This is a genomic window from Sphingobacterium olei (assembly GCF_005048855.1).
In the GTDB taxonomy this organism is placed as follows: Bacteria; Bacteroidota; Bacteroidia; order Sphingobacteriales; family Sphingobacteriaceae; genus Sphingobacterium; species Sphingobacterium olei.
Genome location: NZ_SUME01000008.1, coordinates 81,559 through 99,612, shown reverse-complemented (window position 1 = coordinate 99,612; position 18,054 = coordinate 81,559). Strand labels below are relative to the sequence as shown.

The 18,054-nt window shown below is 38.2% G+C and carries 13 protein-coding genes; 9 read left to right on the top strand and 4 right to left on the bottom strand.

Annotation, left to right across the window (positions count from 1 at the left end):
* Window positions 1–2 precede the first annotated feature (2 nt).
* Window positions 3–1,433 (top strand): Gfo/Idh/MocA family protein, encoded by a 1,431-nt coding sequence (locus FAZ15_RS17940; RefSeq protein WP_136902694.1) that lies wholly within the window; start codon window positions 3–5, stop codon window positions 1,431–1,433.
* A 12-nt stretch (window positions 1,434–1,445) separates the two neighbouring features.
* Window positions 1,446–2,105 (top strand): gluconate 2-dehydrogenase subunit 3 family protein, encoded by a 660-nt coding sequence (locus tag FAZ15_RS17935; protein WP_136902693.1) that lies wholly within the window; start codon window positions 1,446–1,448, stop codon window positions 2,103–2,105.
* Between the two features lie 34 nt (window positions 2,106–2,139).
* Here the strand turns inward: FAZ15_RS17935 and FAZ15_RS17930 are convergent, their stop codons facing one another.
* Complete coding sequence (locus FAZ15_RS17930) at window positions 2,140–3,156, bottom strand: LacI family DNA-binding transcriptional regulator (RefSeq protein WP_136902692.1); 1,017 nt, start codon at window positions 3,154–3,156, stop codon at window positions 2,140–2,142.
* 84 nt (window positions 3,157–3,240) lie between these two features.
* Here FAZ15_RS17930 and FAZ15_RS17925 point away from each other — a divergent pair, with 84 nt between their 5' ends.
* The 3 genes from FAZ15_RS17925 to FAZ15_RS17915 are packed head-to-tail and all read left to right on the top strand — an operon-like array spanning window position 3,241 to window position 7,807.
* Window positions 3,241–4,719 carry a xylulokinase gene (locus FAZ15_RS17925; protein ID WP_136902691.1) on the top strand — a complete coding sequence of 493 codons (1,479 nt, stop codon included), beginning with the start codon at window positions 3,241–3,243 and terminating at the stop codon, window positions 4,717–4,719.
* 23 nt (window positions 4,720–4,742) lie between these two features.
* Window positions 4,743–6,071, top strand: coding sequence for a xylose isomerase (xylA, locus tag FAZ15_RS17920; RefSeq protein ID WP_136902690.1), 1,329 nt, complete (start codon window positions 4,743–4,745; stop codon window positions 6,069–6,071).
* Window positions 6,072–6,121: 50 nt separating this feature from the next.
* Window positions 6,122–7,807 carry a sodium/sugar symporter gene (locus tag FAZ15_RS17915; protein ID WP_136902689.1) on the top strand — a complete coding sequence of 562 codons (1,686 nt, stop codon included), beginning with the start codon at window positions 6,122–6,124 and terminating at the stop codon, window positions 7,805–7,807.
* Window positions 7,808–8,112: 305 nt separating this feature from the next.
* Here FAZ15_RS17915 and FAZ15_RS17910 read toward each other — a convergent pair whose 3' ends face one another.
* From FAZ15_RS17910 to gyrA, 3 genes are read right to left on the bottom strand one after another with little or no spacing between them, the layout of a single operon-like run.
* Window positions 8,113–9,288 (bottom strand): tetratricopeptide repeat protein, encoded by a 1,176-nt coding sequence (locus FAZ15_RS17910; protein ID WP_136902688.1) that lies wholly within the window; start codon window positions 9,286–9,288, stop codon window positions 8,113–8,115.
* A 12-nt stretch (window positions 9,289–9,300) separates the two neighbouring features.
* Window positions 9,301–10,398 (bottom strand): tetratricopeptide repeat protein, encoded by a 1,098-nt coding sequence (locus tag FAZ15_RS17905; protein ID WP_136902687.1) that lies wholly within the window; start codon window positions 10,396–10,398, stop codon window positions 9,301–9,303.
* A gap of 7 nt (window positions 10,399–10,405) precedes the next feature.
* Entirely contained in the window at window positions 10,406–12,967 is a 2,562-nt protein-coding gene (gyrA, locus tag FAZ15_RS17900) for a DNA gyrase subunit A (protein WP_136902686.1), read from the bottom strand.
* A 324-nt stretch (window positions 12,968–13,291) separates the two neighbouring features.
* Here gyrA and serC point away from each other — a divergent pair, with 324 nt between their 5' ends.
* The 4 genes from serC to lysA all read left to right on the top strand — a co-directional run bounded on the left by serC (window position 13,292) and on the right by lysA (window position 18,037).
* A complete protein-coding gene (serC, locus tag FAZ15_RS17895; protein ID WP_136902685.1) occupies window positions 13,292–14,359 on the top strand; it encodes a 3-phosphoserine/phosphohydroxythreonine transaminase in 1,068 nt (355 codons plus the stop codon).
* Between the two features lie 9 nt (window positions 14,360–14,368).
* Window positions 14,369–15,316, top strand: a complete 948-nt coding sequence (locus FAZ15_RS17890) for a D-2-hydroxyacid dehydrogenase (RefSeq protein ID WP_136902684.1) — start codon at window positions 14,369–14,371, stop codon at window positions 15,314–15,316.
* Between the two features lie 237 nt (window positions 15,317–15,553).
* Window positions 15,554–16,867: an aspartate kinase gene (locus tag FAZ15_RS17885; RefSeq protein ID WP_136821015.1), complete on the top strand. Its 1,314-nt coding sequence runs from the start codon at window positions 15,554–15,556 to the stop codon at window positions 16,865–16,867.
* A 15-nt stretch (window positions 16,868–16,882) separates the two neighbouring features.
* On the top strand, window positions 16,883–18,037 hold the full coding sequence (gene lysA, locus FAZ15_RS17880) for a diaminopimelate decarboxylase (RefSeq protein ID WP_394343818.1): 1,155 nt from the start codon (window positions 16,883–16,885) through the stop codon (window positions 18,035–18,037).
* Window positions 18,038–18,054: the final 17 nt, after the last annotated feature.

The following is an 18,054-nucleotide window of genomic DNA, read 5'->3' as shown; positions in this document are numbered from 1 at the left end:
ACATGAATACAACAAACGAGAGTAGAAGAAATTTCATAAAGAAAGCAGCAATAGCGGCCGCTGGGATTACTATAGTACCAAGGCACGTACTTGGAGGCCAAGGGTATAGAGCGCCGAGCGATATGTTGCAAATTGCATCGATTGGCGTAGGTGGAATGGGGCAATCTGATGTAAATAATTTTTTTAAGAGCGGAAAAGCAAATATTGCTTATCTATGTGATGTAGATGCCGCAAGAGCAAAGAATTCGGTACAGAATTTTCCTAAAGCAAAGTTCTATACCGATTTTAGGGAAATGTTGGATAAAGAGCATGCACATATTGATGCAGTATCTATTTCGACTCCAGATCACAACCATGCCATACAAACTTTAGCTGCAATGCAGTTGGGTAAACATGTCTACGTACAAAAACCTATGGCTCATGACGTATGGGAAGCGAGGGTTTTGACTGATGCTGCAAAAAAATATAAAGTAGTGACGCAGATGGGGAATCAAGGTGCCTCAGGAGATGGTGTACGGCAGATGCGTGAATGGATTGATGCCGGTCTTATCGGAGATTTAGAAGAAATCTATTGTTGGACAGATAGGCCAGTTTGGCCTCAAGGCATTTCTTGGCCGGCCCAAAAAGCGCAAGTTCCAAGTACATTGGATTGGGACAAATGGTTAGGTACGGCACCACATACGGATTATTTTGATAAACTGGTTCCTTTCAACTGGAGAGGCTGGTGGCCTTACGGCACTGGAGCTCTTGGTGATATGGGGTGTCATAATATGGAGGCACCGTTTAGTATTTATGGATTACAATATGTGAAAGATGTGCAGGCAAGTGTAGGATCTGTATATGTAGATGAGTTCAAACGTGGATATTTTCCAGAGTCTTGTCCACCATCTAGTTATGCAACATTGACTTTTCCAAAAACGGCGAAAACGAAAGGTGATGTAAAAGTTCACTGGATGGACGGCGGTATTCAACCACCGAGACCAGAAGAATTAGGTCCAAATGAAATGTTTGGTGATGGCGGGAACGGTATTTTATTTATAGGAAAGAAAGGCAAGATTTTGGCAGACACGTACGCTGCGAATCCAAGATTATTGCCAACGGATAAAAAGCATAAAGAAGTAAAACAGAAATATGCCCGCGTAGAAGGAGGTGCATCAGGACATTGGGCACAGTGGGTAGAGGGGTGTATTGCTGGTTATGGTAATATGGAAATGTCTTCGCCTTTCGAGATTGCTGGTCCGTTGACTGAAGCCTTATTGATGGCCAATTTAGCTATTAGAGGATCTGACTTGAAGATTGATAATAAATATCCGGGACGTGGATTGAAATTATTGTGGGACAATGATAATATGCGCGTTACTAATTTTGATGATGTAAATCAATTTGTGAAAAGAACATACCGTCCGGGATGGGAGGTTAATTATACTTTTTAATAATTAAATGAGATGAATAGAAGACAAGCAATACAACGAGTTGCGATGATCATAGGAGGGTCCGTAATCGGTGCTAATCTATTTTTGGAAGGATGTACTAGATCTGCTTCTAAAGATGTAGCGGCGTTATTTGAGCAAACCAATATAGATTTATTAAATGAATTGGCAGAAGCTATTTTACCTCGTACATCGACTCCAGGCGCGAAAGACGCAAATGTAGGGGCTTTCATTCCCGTAATGATAAGAGATTGTTATACATCAGTTGACCAAAAGGCTTTTTTGGAAGGGTTATCTAAAATAGATGAGATTTCGCAAGAAGGATTTAATAAGAAATTTGCGGAAATAACGCCAGAAGAGCGTCTGCAATTTGTAAATACATTAGACAAAGAAGCAAAAGCCTTCCAAACAGAGAAGAGAGAGAAAGAGAAAGCAATGGAGCAAGATAGGGCCAATCAAAATGAAAGTTCAACAAATAGGCAAAATCAGAGCGCGAATAAAGTGAATGATCTAGATGAACTTCCTAACCACTTTTTTACGATGTTGAAGCAACTAACACTTACAGGATTTTTTACTTCTGAAGTAGGAATGACGCAGGCATTGCGATATGTAAAGATTCCAGGTAAATTTGATGGTGCTTACCCTTACAAAAAAGGAGATAGAGCATTTGCATAATACAATAGTAACCAGCATTTCTTTGAGATGCTGGTTATTTTGTGGAATCCCTCGCAACTAAGATCGGATCCAATATTATTTTTTCAGGACTGTCAGTGTTGGTGCTTGACTTTTTATTAATTAACCTTAGAAATAAGGAAGCACATTCTTGTCCCATTTTTACTGCTTGTTGATCGATAGTAGACAGGCTAGGCGTGATATATTCGGAAAAGGTTTGATTGGCAAATCCAATAACTCCCACTTTTGGAGGAACGATTCCTTTTGTTGATAGACCTTTTATAATACCTAGAGCGGTAAAGTCATCGCCACCAATAATAGCATCTGGTTTGTCTATTAATTTGAGTAGCTTTTCAGTCGCCTTAATTCCACCCTGAATGGATAGTTCGTCTAAAATAATTAAATTTTCATTTAATGGCATATTCGCTTCCTGTAATGCATCTATATAACCTTTATACCTATCATCGAAAATTTTAATTTTATGCCTAGTAGATACATAAGCTATTTTCTTATAGCCTGAGTCAATAAGGTGCTTAGTAGCAATATATCCTGCCATTATGTCATTAATGGCGACTGATGGAACGTTGAGTTCATTGTGTATGCGGTCAAATACAATCAAAGGCTTTCCCTCTGATTCTACTTTTCGGATATGATCTATATTATCCGTTTCTAAAGAAAGAGAAATTATTATACCGTCCACTTGTGCTTCCAATAAAGTCTGTATTCCATTTTTTTCCGATTCAATGGATTCATTGGATTGATACAACAGAATACTATAACCTGCTTTCTTTAGCGCCTGTTCTAAACTATGTACTACTGAAGAAAAAAATTGAATTTTTGCACTTGGAATGACCACGCCAATAATATTGGTTTTTCCAGAACTTAGTGAGGTCGCAATTTTGTTGGGACGATAGTTTAATTTTTTAGCCGTTTCCCAAACAGCATTTCTAGTTTCCTCACTTATTGATGATATATTATTTAATGCCCTCGAAACAGTGGAAACTGTAATATTGAGCTCTTTAGCTATATCGTATATAGTAGTTTTCTTTTTCAAAGATTTTATATTTAAAATTTAGTTGTAAATATAAATAAAAATAAATACTTTTATGCAATCGGTTGCATTACGTTGTTATTTACTATGTTATTATTAGGTATAGATTTAGGAACTTCGTCCATAAAAGTATCAGTTATTGATGCTCATAGACAAAAATTAATAGTATCTGTTAATTATCCGGAAACAGAGACAGAAATAATAGCTCCGGAAGTAGGTTGGGCAGAACAGGATCCTAATTTATGGTGGGAGCATACCGTTCGCTGTATTCAAAAAGCACATGCTTCCAACCTCTACAACCCAAAAGAGATTAGGGCAATAGGAATAGCTTATCAAATGCATGGCCTTGTACTCGTTGATAAATTGCAACAAGTATTGCGTAATGCAATCATTTGGTGTGATAGTAGAGCTGTGACTATTGGTGAAGGAGCATTTGACGATTTGGGACATGAGGAATGCTTGACTACTTTGTTAAATTCTCCTGGCAATTTTACAGCGTCCAAGTTAGCTTGGGTGAAAGCAAATGAGCCTTATATCTACGAAAAGATAGACAAAATATTATTGCCAGGCGATTTTCTTACCATGAAGTTGACCGGTGAGGTTAATACGACTACAAGTGCACTTTCAGAGGGCGTTTTTTGGGATTTTTCAACAAATACATTGTCAAATAAAGTGATGTCTTATTTTAACTTTTCTGAATCCTTCATCCCCTTAATCAATCCTGTATTCTGTAATCATGGCAGATTGCATACTGATGTAGCAGCTCTATTGGGATTGGCTACAGATGTTACCGTTACATATAAAGCAGGGGATCAGCCGAATAATGCATTGTCACTCAATGTGTTAAAGCCTGGAGAGGTTGCCGCAACTGCGGGGACTTCGGGAGTTATATACGGAGTAAGTAATCAACTTGTGTATGATAAGGAATCACGCATTAATACGTTTGCTCACGTTAATCATGATAAAGAAATGATCAGTACGGGAGTTTTACTTTGTATAAATGGAACGGGAATACAAAACAGTTGGATAAAAAAAATGGTGGGTGATAAATTATCGTACAATGATATTAACGGTATAGCTGGAAGTGCAGCTATTGGAAGTAACGGACTTCGGATGCTCCCCTTTGGAAATGGAGCGGAGCGTGTGCTCAACAATAAATTAATTAACGCACATATCCATCAAATCGATTTCAATCGCCATGGTAAAGCCGAAGTGCTGCGCGCTACACAGGAGGGAATCGCATTTTCATTTCGTTATGGATTGGACATTATGCGCGAGAATGGTTTGAATCCTTCTATTATCAGAGCCGGTAACGCCAACTTGTTTTTAAGTCCAATTTTTACCTCTTCGTTTGTTGGTGTGACGGATACACCGGTAGAGTTGTACAACAATGATGGTAGTGTTGGCGCAGCCTTGGGAGCTGGTATCGGAGCTGATATTTACCATACAGCAGGAGAGGCCTTTTCCAAAATGCAGATGATACGCGAGATAGAACCACAGCATGTGGACCTCTATGAGGAGTTATATCAAGACTGGAAAGGGTTATTAATCAGGCAACTAAACTAAATAATAATTTATCAACAAAGAATATGAATATTTTAAAAGCAGAAAAAGAGTATTTCGAAGGTATCGATCAAATCCAATTTGAAGGAGATGGAAGTGATAATCCATTAGCTTTTCGTTGGTATAATCCGAATCAAGTCGTGCGTGGTAAAACCATGGCTGAACATTTCAAATTTGCGTGCGCATATTGGCATTCTTTCAATGCAAATGGTAGCGATCCTTTTGGTGGTCCAACACACATTTTCTCATGGGATAAAAAAGCAGATGCTGTAGAAAGAGCTAAGGATAAAATGAATGCTGCATTTGAATTCATTACAAAATTGCAGATTCCTTATTACTGTTTTCACGATGTGGATTTGGTAGATTACACGGATGACATCGTCGAAAATGAACGACGGTTAGCGGCAATTACCGATTATGCGAAGATTAAGCAATCAGAAAGTGGGGTTAAATTATTGTGGGGTACTGCAAATTTGTTTAGCCACAGTAGATATATGAATGGCGCTTCTACCAATCCCGATTTTCATGTGGTTGCGCATGGCGCCGCACAAGTAAAAGCAGCACTAGACGCAACGATAGCATTAGGTGGTGAAAACTATGTGTTCTGGGGTGGGCGTGAAGGTTATATGTCATTGTTGAACACGAACATGAAACGAGAGCAAGAACATCTGGCGAAGTTTTTACATTTATCAAAAGATTACGCGCGTAAAAATGGTTTCGAAGGAACCTTCTTTATTGAACCTAAGCCCTGTGAACCTTCAAAACATCAATATGATTACGATGCTGCTACAGTTATTGGTTTTTTACGACAATATGATCTGTTAGATGATTTTAAATTGAATTTGGAAGTAAATCATGCAACATTAGCAGGGCATACTTTCCAGCATGAATTGCAAGTGGCTGCCGATGCGGGATTATTAGGCTCTATCGATGCGAATCGCGGCGATTACCAAAACGGATGGGATACAGATCAATTTCCAAATGACATTAATGAATTGACTGAGAGCTTGTTGATTATCTTGGAATCGGGAGGACTTCAGGGCGGAGGAGTGAATTTTGATGCTAAAATACGAAGAAACTCTACAGATCCGAAAGATTTATTTTATGCACACGTAGGAGGGATGGATATCTTTGCGAGAGCGTTATTAACTGCTGACCGTATTTTAGAAAAATCGGAATATTTAAAAATCCGTAAGGAAAGATACGCCTCATTTGATAGTGATCAAGGTGCTGATTTTGAGAAAGGTCTGTTGTCATTGGAGGACTTGCGCGACTATGCAGTAGCAAATGGTGAACCTAAGTCAATTAGCGGACGCCAAGAATATTTAGAAAATTTAATTAATAGGTTTATATAAGTCCGAACATTTTCTTACATTTAGACCCTAAACTAATATCGAATAAACCGATGAATAATTATTTAAGTACACAAGATTACATTGTGTTCCTCATTTATTTTGTGATCGTTGCTTCCTATGGGCTTTGGGTTTACTATAAGAAAAACGTGAAGACTGAAGGAACAGAATCAAAAGATTACTTTTTGGCCGAGGGGTCATTAACGTGGTGGGCAATCGGAGCGTCTCTCATTGCCTCTAACATTTCTGCCGAACAATTTATCGGTATGAGTGGTTCCGGATTTAAGATGGGCTTAGCCATAGCCACTTACGAATGGATGGCTGCAATTACGTTAATTGTAGTAGCTATTTTCTTTATTCCAGTATACCTGAAGAATAAGATTTTTACGATGCCACAATTTCTTAATCAGCGATATAATGGCACAGTTGCCATGATTATGGCTGTTTTTTGGTTAATGTTGTACGTTGTAGTGAATCTGACCTCTATTCTGTATTTGGGAGCCCTTGCGGTGAGCAGTATTTCTGGAATCAGCTTAACGTTCTGTATGTATGCTATTGCCGTTTTTGCTATCATTATCACGTTGGGTGGGATGAAAGTAATTGGTTATACTGATGTAATTCAAGTTTTCTTTTTGATTTTAGGAGGCTTGGCTACAACCTATTTAGCATTGAGTTTGGTATCCGACCATTTCGGCGGCGGAGGTGGAATTCTACAAGGATACCAAATCATGACGGACAAAGCATCTGAGCATTTTCATATGATACTAAAACCCGAGAATGAGAATTATCTCGATTTGCCGGGTTTGACTGTGTTGGTAGGTGGTATGTGGATTGTAAATCTGAATTATTGGGGATGTAATCAGTATATTACGCAAAGAGCTTTAGGAGCGGATCTTAAAACTGCCCGTAATGGAATTTTGTTTGCAGCATTCTTAAAGCTATTGATGCCTATCATTGTCGTACTCCCAGGTATTGCTGCTTATGTGCTATGGAAAGACGGGTTATTCCAACAAGAGATGCTTCAAGCAGGAGAAACTAATCCAGATCGAGCATATCCAGTTTTATTAAATCTGCTACCTACAGGTTTGAAGGGCTTGTCTTTTGCAGCTCTCACGGCTGCGGTAGTAGCTTCCTTAGCTGGAAAAGCAAATAGTATTGCAACTATATTCTCTTTGGATGTTTACAAAAAAGTATTCAAAAAAGATGCTTCGGAAAGACAATTGGTGAATGTAGGTAAAATTACCATTATCGTATCCATGATTTTAGCCGTAATTATTGCACCACATTTAGGAATCGACAAGAAAGGTGGATTTCAATATATTCAGGAGTATACAGGATTTGTTTCTCCCGGTATTTTCGCGATGTTTATTTTAGGATTCTTCTGGAAAAAAACGACATCTAATGCAGCATTATTTGCAACTATTGGTGGTTTCTTATTTTCGATCTTTTTTAAATTTTTACCAGGATACATCGATCTTTCTTTTCTAAGTTCATCGAATTTTGCTGTTCTCAGCCCTGCTAGTGGTATTTACGAAATTCCGTTCTTAGACCGTATGGGCTTTGTATTTGTCATTTGCATTATTGGAATGGTTATAATTAGTAAAATTGAGAATGCGAGAGGAGTGGTTCCGAAAGGGCTTGAGATTGATGTCAAAATGTTTAGAATGCATCCCGGCTTTATTGCTGGAGCATTGATCGTAACTTTTATTACGATAGCTTTGTACACTATCTATTGGTAGTGATGTAGTAGGAAAGTATTCTATAATAATCGTTTTTTGATCCCAAATGTCTTAACATTTGGGATTTTTTTTATTAATTCTTTATCGTCATTTAATCTCCATCCTCTCTTTATGAAACATTTCTCCATAATCTAACTTTATAGTATGTATAATGTTAAAGAGCTCTTTCTATATTCAAGGAAATATGGCTATTTATATTGAGTTGTGAAATTACTTTGGTGCTGTGAACAAACACATAAAAAGAGAAGGAGGTGCATAAAAGCACCTCCTTCTCTTTTTATACGCTTAATTGCTTAATTGTTTTTTTAGTTTAAGGCGTCTAATTTAGCTTGAATAGCTTGACCTTTAGCTTCATCTTGTATGAAATCGTAAAGTCCTTTTAGTCCTCTCAATGCACTTTCACTTTTTGGATCAGCATCAACTACTTTTGTAAAGTATTCTTCAGCTGGCTTAATCCTTTCTTTAAGCGCGTTTATTTTTTCATTGTACTGATTATTATTTAACGTTTTATCATCGTTAATGATCTGTAATTCCTCACGAACAGAGTTCATTAATACTACGCCTGCATTCAAATTTGCGTCGGCATAATTTGGGTCAATTTCGATAGCTTTTTGATACGCTTCTAAAGCTTTTTGCGAATCATTAGCTGATGAATGTGCGATACCTAAATAATAATATAAACTTTTGTTTTGCGGATCTTTGGTTAATTGGTTTTCGATTTCGGAAACAATTTTAGACTCGTTTCCTACAATTAGATTTAATTCAATATTTTGAATTACTGCATCGTTATCATTTGGATAGGCTTGAGCTGCTTGAGCCGCATATTCAATGGCAGAGGTAGTATCTCCCAAAGATAAGTATAACTTGGGTAAATCAACCACTACCAGTTTATGCGATGAAAAATCCTTTCTATCTAATAACTGCTTGTATTTTTCGATACCATTTTTATAATCTTGATTTTGTATAGCAGCTAATCCTGAATAATAGGTCAACGTTGTATCCCCTGGTAAATAGGTCAACGCGTCATTAAAAGACGTATAGGCAGATTTGAAGTCTTGTTTTTCCCAAGCTCCCACACCTTCATTAAATTTATACTGACCTAAAATTTGACCTGCTACCTCAATGTTGGCTGTATTTTTATTATCCTTATCTAATTCTTTTGCTTTTGTGATCCCTTCAATTGCTTTTGTGGCAGACTCACTACTTTTTTCGAGAGAAGCAATATTGGCGTATATCAAAGAATAGTAAGTCCAGGTATCTGCTAAATCTTTTGTTTTATCATGTATACTGGCTTCGTCGATAGCTTCTTTTGCTGTCGTCAAATTCGCCTTACCTAATTCAGCACTTCCGGCGCCTTTTAATTCTTCAAATTTTTGAATATTAGTAGCGGCTTTCTTTAAATTGCTACTTTGTGAATAAACCGTAGATGCTCCTGCTGTGATCAATACGGAAAGAACTATTGCTTTTTTTAAATAATTCATGACTATATAATATTAATTATTCGAAAGTTGATTTAATAATATGTTAACTCTGTCTAGCTGTGTAACATCATCGGCTGCTTCATAAAATAATGCCAGCCCTTTGAGTGTATTTACAGCATAGGGTTTAATTTCGTTTGCCTTTAATAGATAGTTCTGTGCATCATACTGTGCTTCAAGATTATTTTTATCTTTCAGGAATGCATTTAAGTAAATTAGCCCCAATGCAAGATTAGCATCATAATTACCGTCGTCCAATAAAATTACTTTCGCATAATATTTTTTTGCAGCTTCAATATTTTGTTCGTTTTCATTTGCAAAACCAGCTAAGTAATTCAATTGGATATTTTCAGGATCAAACTTTAACGCCTCATCAATAATGGGAACAATTGCAGCATATGATTTGTTTTGTGCATACACTTCCACCAACTGGAAAAGGACATCCTTATTGTCAAGAAATTTTGTTCTAGCCGTTTGCAACGTGTTCAGATACAGTTGGCTTTCCCCCTTTTTGTTATAGAGGTTTGCTAGCTCTAAGTATTTACTAGCATCAGCGTCCGTACTGTCTATTAGCTTTTTGTAATAGAATATTGCTTCATCTATTTTATTCGTTTGGCTAGCTAATAGTGCTAAGTTATAGGTCACATCTTCCCCCTTTGATCCCAATTTTTCGACTTGTAGAAAATCAGAATAAGCATCCTCGAATTTTTTGCTTTCAATAGATTTATTTGCTTTATAAATATAAGATGCTGCGAGATTCTGTTTTATATAACCCACTTCTCCTTGGAAATTGTTTAAATCTTTAGGCTTTATTCGTGATAAAGCATTCATTGCAATCTCTATTGGATCTTTGTCATTTTTAATTTTACGTGTGGAGTCAGAGTAAGCCATTGAACTGTAGATCATCGCGCGCAATAGATTTACTCTTGTATTGGAAGAGTCGCGCTTCGTCTTATACGCTGCATCAATAAACTTCTTAGCACCTTCAAGGTGAGGTAATTCGCCTGTTTTCGAATATTTGGCGAAACTGTTGGAGCTTTCCTTGTAATTGGATTGAGCCTCAACAGTTCCGCTAATAGTTAAAAATAATAGTGAAGCTGTAAACGCTTTCATAATCTTATTATTCTTCAGTTTTATCATTATTTTGATCGTTAGATTCGGTATTCTCTGAATCCTGATCTTCAAGATCATTCGGAATATCTTCCTCTTCTTCTTCGCGAGCTACTTTGGTGATCGAAGCGATTGCATCACTGTCTTTCAGCGTAATCAATCTTACACCCTGTGTTGCTCTACCCATAACTCTTAACGTCTCTACACCAATACGAATCACGATACCAGATTTGTTGATGATCATCAAATCATCTTGATCTGTGACACCTTTAATGGCGACTAGTTCGCCCGTTTTATCGGTCACATTTATGGTTTTTACGCCTTTACCACCACGGTTTGTAACACGATAATCGTCTATATCAGTACGTTTTCCATATCCTTTCTCAGATACAACTAACACCGTTGCTTCAGAATTATCAACACTAATCATGCCAACTACCTCATCTTTTTCTGAAGCTAATGTAATACCGCGAACACCTGTTGCTGTTCTGCCCATGGGTCTTACCGTTGACTCATTAAATCTGATGGCACGACCTGAGCGTAAAGCCATAACAATTTCACTGGTGCCATTTGTCAAAGATGCTTCGATCAACTGATCTCCTTCATTGATATTAATTGCATTAATACCATTTGCTCTTGGACGGGAATAGGCTTCTAAAGAAGTCTTTTTGATTGTTCCTTTTTTTGTACACATAATGATGAAATTATTTTCCAAGTAATCTTGGTCTTTGAGATTCTTCACTAGTATGTAGGCCTTAATTTTTTCTTCTTTGGGAATATTGATGATATTCTGCAGTGCTCTACCTCGTGAGGTACGGCTTCCTTCCGGTATTTCGAATGCACGTAACCAAAAACAGCGTCCTGATTCGGTAAATAACAACATATAATTATGCGCAGTGGCTGTAATAATATGTTCCGTAAAATCTTCATCTCGTGTATTCGTTCCAATTGCTCCCTTACCGCCACGTCCCTGACGTTTGTATTCCGATAATGGGGTACGTTTTACGTAACTGTTGTTCGATATGGTGATCACGACTTCCTCATCATCTACGAAATCTTCCATCGTCATATCTTCGGCAGAGTGTACGATTACTGAACGGCGTTCGTCACCATATTTCTCTTTGATTTCAGCGAGTTCGTCTTTAATGATCTGCATACGTAAACCTTCATCGGCCAATACAGACTTCAGATATTCGATAGTTTTCATCAACTCGGCATACTCTTCTTTGATCTTGTCACGTTCCAGTCCCGTAAGACGTCGTAACGTCATATCTAAGATAGCACGGGCTTGAATATCACTTAATCCAAACCGTTCCATCAAGCCAACACGTGCATCTTCCGGAGTATCTGAACTACGTATCAACTTAATCACTTCATCTAAATGATCTAGTGCGATTAAATATCCTTCAAGTATGTGCGCACGTTTTTCCGCTTCAGCTAATTCATATTTTGTACGACGAATTACGACTTCATGCCTATGCTCTACGAACTCATGAATCATATCTTTCAGATTCATTAACATTGGCCTTCCTTTTACAAGCGCAATGTTGTTCACGGAGAACGAAGTCTGTAATGAAGTGTGTTTATATAAATTATTTAAAACAACATTTGCATTTGAATCACGTTTTATCTCGTATACTATCCGAACATCCCGTGTAGATTCGTCACGTATTTCTGAAATACCTTCAATTTTCTTCTCGTTGATCAAATCCACTGTACGCTTGATCATATCAGCTTTGTTGATCTGGTACGGAATTTCGGTAACGATAATGATTTCGCGACCTGATTTTGTGGTTTCGATTTCAGCCTTTGCCCGCATTACAATACGTCCTCTACCTGTTTCCAAAGCTTCCCTTACACCATGATGACCATAAATCAAGCCGCCAGTAGGGAAGTCCGGACCTTTCACGAATTGCATTAACTCAGCAACCTCAATTTCGCGATTTTCTATATATGCGATCGTTCCTTCGATGACCTCTGTTAAATTATGCGGGGCCATATTCGTAGCCATACCCACAGCAATACCAGAAGCTCCATTAACTAATAGGGTAGGAATACGTGTCGGTAATACAGTAGGTTCTTCTAAGGAGTCATCAAAGTTAAGCTGAAAGTCTACCGTATCTTTATTGATGTCGGCCAACATCTCTTCTGCAATTTTGCGGAGACGGGCTTCAGTATAACGCATTGCTGCTGGTGGGTCACCATCTAGAGATCCATAGTTACCTTGACCATCGACAAGTGGATAACGCATTGACCAGTTTTGCGCTAATCGCACCATGGCATCATAAACGGATGAATCGCCATGTGGGTGATATTTACCTAATACGTCCCCTACAATACGAGCAGACTTTTTATAAGACTTCCCAGATGTGACACCTAAATCTAACATGCCGTATAAAACACGCCGGTGAACTGGTTTCAAGCCATCCCTTGCGTCAGGAAGAGCCCGGGAAACAATTACTGACATCGAATAATCGATGTAAGCAGCTTTCATCTGATCTTCGATATTGATTTGAACAATCCTGTCGTGAGCAGGCATTAAATTGTTTTCATTTTCTGTTTCTTCAGCCATATTTACCTGGTTTCTGTAAAACTAAACGAAGTGCCCTAATTTAGGCACTTCGCATGCGAAGATACGATTTTTTTAGATGAAATATTTAAAATTTGGTATTAATATTTCGCTATAAAAGGAACTGAAATTATCGATCGTCTGGAGAGAACAGCGGGGTGATTAATTTAATATTCGAAAAGATAAGACTTCTTCTTATGTGTCAATGTTTTATAAAAAAGTGGTAAAATTTGAATATTTGATAATAAAAATTTGAATTCATTTAAAATAATATAAAATAAAGTGTAAATTTGCAACCAAAATTTCACCTTAAAACAATACTTAAAAATGAAACATAATTTCGGTGCGGGTCCATGTATTTTACCTAAAGAAGTTTTTCAAGAAGCTTCTCAAGCGGTATTGGATTTTAATAATACGGGATTGTCAATTTTAGAAATATCTCATCGTTCCAAAGAGTTCGAGGAAGTGGTAGTGGAAACGGAGCGTTTAGTACGTGAACTGTTAAATGTTCCTCAAAATTATTCTGTATTATTTCTACAAGGTGGTGCAAGTCAACAATTTGCAATGGTTCCGTTAAACCTATTGCCCGAAGGCGGTAAGGCTGCTTACTTTGATACAGGTGTGTGGGCTACAAAGGCGGCTAAAGAAGCTAAAAAAATAGGACAAGTAGAAATAGTAGCTTCCTCAAGTGATAAAAACTATAATTATATTCCCAAAGGATTTGAAATCCCAGCTGATTCTGCCTATTTTCATTATACCTCCAATAACACTATTTACGGAACAGAAGTTTTTGAAAAACCTACTACGTCAGTTCCTACCGTAGTAGATATGTCTTCAGATATACTAAGTCGCGTGATAGATATAACCGATTATGACTTGATTTATGCTGGGGCGCAAAAAAATATGGGGCCGGCGGGTGTGACATTGGTCATCATCAAAGATGAAATTTTAGGTAAAAGCGGCCGTAGCTTACCTTCTATTTTGGATTACGAACCGCATATCAAAGCAGGTTCTATGTACAATACTCCTCCAGTGTATTCTATTTACGTATCCATGTTGAATCTTCGGTGGCTAAAGGCTAAGGGCGGTATCTCGGTGATCGAACAAGAAAATATTGTTAAAGCCCGCACATTATACGACGAGATCGAGCGTAATCCATTTTTTAAAGGAACTGCTGCGGTAGAGGATAGATCTCGTATGAATGTCACTTTTGTAATGGAAAATTCGGATTTAGAGGGCGATTTTTTAGCTTTGGCCAAAGAGCGTAATTTAATTGGTATTAAAGGTCACCGTTCGGTGGGAGGTTTTAGAGCGTCTATTTACAATGCTTTAAGTATTACATCTATTAACGCATTGGTAGACACAATGCGGGAATTTGAAGAAAAACACAAATAGTTTTTGAATATGAGAATTTTAGCGAATGATGGGATTGATCCTATCGGAAAGAAAATATTAGAAGATGCAGGTTTCGCGGTGGATACCGTTCACATTCCACAAGATGAGTTGCCGTTTCGACTAAATGAATATGATGCTGTTACCGTGCGTAGTGCTACAAAATTAAGACAGGCGCTAATTGATGTCTGTCCCAATATTAAAGTGATCGGTCGCGGTGGTGTAGGTATGGATAACATCGACGTCGATTATGCGCGATCAAAAGGTATTGCTGTTGTAAATACCCCAGCTGCTTCTTCGCATTCCGTAGCGGAATTGGTATTTGCACATTTACTAAATGGTGTACGTTTCTTATACGATTCAAACCGCAAAATGCCTGTGGAGGGCAATACAAATTTTGGCGGGTTAAAGAAAGCCTATGGAGCAGGTGTCGAACTTCAAGGTAAAACGTTGGGAGTAGTAGGCTTCGGGCGTATCGGAAGAGAAACGGCTAAGATTGCTTTAGGCTTAGGCATGGACGTGCTTTATTCGGATCTCTTTGGTGGACCTCAGGCACTTACATTAACACTTTCAGGTGGAATACAGGTAGATGTGCCCGTAAAACAGGTCGCATTGGAAGAAGTACTTCGTAATGCCGACTTCATCTCTTTGCACGTTCCTTTCTTGGACAAACCTGTCATTGGTAAAGAAGAATTCGAAATTCTTAAAGATGGTGTCGCGCTTGTAAATGCGTCACGTGGGGGTGTTATTGATGAGCTGGAACTTGTAAATGCCCTTAACACAGGTAAAGTTTCATTCGCGGCATTGGATGTTTTTGATAACGAACCAACACCGAGAGCTGAGATTTTAAACCATCCTAAAATATCTTTGACACCACACATCGGTGCGGCTACGAATGAAGCGCAAGAGCGTATAGGAGAAGAATTAGCCCTTCTTTTGATTGAAAATCTAAAGAAGTAGATTTTCCGCATAAATAATATGCGGCACAAAAGCTTTTAACGCATTTGTGCCGCTTTTTTTGTTATAATTCACCTGTAATAAGTATATTCACAGGCTTTAAAAACAAATATTAAATGATGAAATGTTCTCATCTTGCCTTTGGCGAGACTAACAGATATAAACATGGCATATGACCATTAAAAGTCGAACAGCGAGAATACAGTGCAAAAAATAAATATTAATGAATAATAATTACATATGAAAATTCTAAAATTCGGTGGTACTTCTGTAGGAAGTGCAGCGCGTATCAAAGGGTTATTGGATATAGTAAATCCTTCTGAACGCCAGATCGTCGTGTTGTCTGCGGTGTCGGGTACGACAAATGCATTGGTTGAAATTGGTCAAGCTTTTCTAAATGGGAAGAAGGACGATGCTAATCAATTAATCAAGACGCACAAAGATAAGTACAATGCATTAATTAAAGAACTTTTTAGTACCGAAGAAGGGTTAAAGAAAGGGCAGGAATTAATTGATTCTCATTTTAACCATATCGCATCTTTATCCAATGATATTTTTACACCAACTGAGGAGAAGATTATTTTAGCACAAGGTGAGTTACTTTCTACCACCTTATGGCATTTTCATCTTACCGAAATTGGCGTTCCTTCCGTTTTATTACCGGCATTGGATTTTATGAAAATTGATGAAGATAACGAGCCGGTTGTGGAATATATTAGTGAAAAAATAAGCGCTATTTTAGCAGATTATCCGTCTAATAATCTATTTATTACTCAAGGATATATCTGTCGCAATTCATTCGGTGAAATCGACAATTTACGTCGAGGTGGCTCAGATTATACTGCCTCATTGATCGGGGCAGCTGTTCGGGCAGATGAGGTTCAAATCTGGACAGATATTGACGGCATGCACAATAATGATCCACGAGTCGTTACCAACACAAAGCCCATTGCAAATCTGAGCTTTGATGAAGCCGCCGAATTAGCTTATTTTGGTGCTAAGATATTACATCCGCAAAGTGTTTTCCCTGCACAAAAATACAATGTTCCAGTACGGTTATTGAATACCATGGATCCGCAGGCAAAAGGAACGTTGATTTCGAAAAATGGGGGCGAGAAAGGCTCTATTCGCGCAATTGCGGCAAAAGATGGAATAACGGCGATACACATTCATTCCACACGTATGCTATTGGCCTATGGCTTTTTGAGGAAGGTCTTTGAAATTTTCGAACGTTATAAAACCCCGATTGATATGATTACGACATCCGAAGTTGCTGTGTCGTTGTCCATCGACGATACCAGTAATTTACTGGAGATTATAAAAGAAGTTGAGAGTTTCGGTAAGGTAGGTGTAGATGAAGGACAGACTATTGTATGTGTAGTAGGAGATTTCGGAGCGAATACACATGGATATGCCGCGCGTGTGTTGGATGCCGTGAAGCATCTGCCGGTTCGAATGATTTCTTACGGCGGATCCGATTATAACGTTTCTATTTTATTGGATTCGAAACACAAAACGGAGGCGTTGCGCTCTTTACATAATAGATTATTTTAAGCTTAAGAAGGAATGTTGTTTAACGATCAACAAGTAGAAAAATTAGTAGGGGTAGAGACACCTTTTTATTATTACGATCTAGCATTATTAGAACGTACCCTAGATGCGGCAAAGCAAGCTGCCGATAAGCGTAAATTTCATATTCACTACGCCCTGAAGGCCAATTTCAATGATCGAATTTTATCTATCATTCGATCGAAGGGATTTGGCGCAGACTGTGTAAGTGGGAATGAGGTTCAAAAATCCATTGATGTGGGTTTTGAAGCCAGTAAGATTACTTTTGCAGGAGTAGGTAAGTCAGATAAGGAGATTACAAGTGCACTTAAGCATCAAATCTTTGCATTCAATGTAGAATCTATTCAAGAGCTTGAAGTAATTGACGAACTCGCAGCTAAGCTGGGCGAAAAGGCAAATGTGTCTTTACGCATTAATCCAAATGTGGATGCACATACCCATCATTACATCACAACGGGTTTAGACGAAAATAAATTCGGCGTTCCAAATTCAGAGCTGGAGCAGGCTGCCTCTGTTTTGAGGTCTTGCGCGCATGTGAATCTAGTAGGATTACATTTTCATGTGGGATCTCAGATTACAGATCTAAACGTCTTCAAGAGCCTGTGTGTCAAGGTAAATGAGTGGAAAAATTGGTTTGAGGAGCGTGGTACCTACATCAAAGTAATTAATGTAGGGGGCGGATTGGGTGTTGATTATCATGCTCCCGATGAAAATCCAATTCCCGATTTTGAAGCTTACTTCGATGTATTCGATAAATTTTTGGACCGCAACGGGCAACAGGAGGTACATTTTGAATTGGGACGCGCTTTGGTAGCACAATGTGGAAGTTTAGTAAGCAAAGTTTTGTATACCAAAAGTGGAACAAAAAAGCACTTTCTGATATTAGATGCAGGAATGACGGAATTGATGCGTCCTGCTCTATATCAAGCATATCATAAAATTGAAAAAATAGGCTCCGATCCGTCTGCAAAGACAATCAATTACGATGTAGTTGGGCCTATTTGTGAGAGTTCGGACTGCTTTGGTAAGGAGGTTCCCCTTCCAGAATCCAAAAGAGGTGATTTGATTGCTATTCGCACGGCAGGTGCCTATGGTGAAGTAATGGCCTCACGTTATAATCTGCGGGAAGAAATAAGATACATTTATTCAACATAGAACGGGAGGCCTAGCGC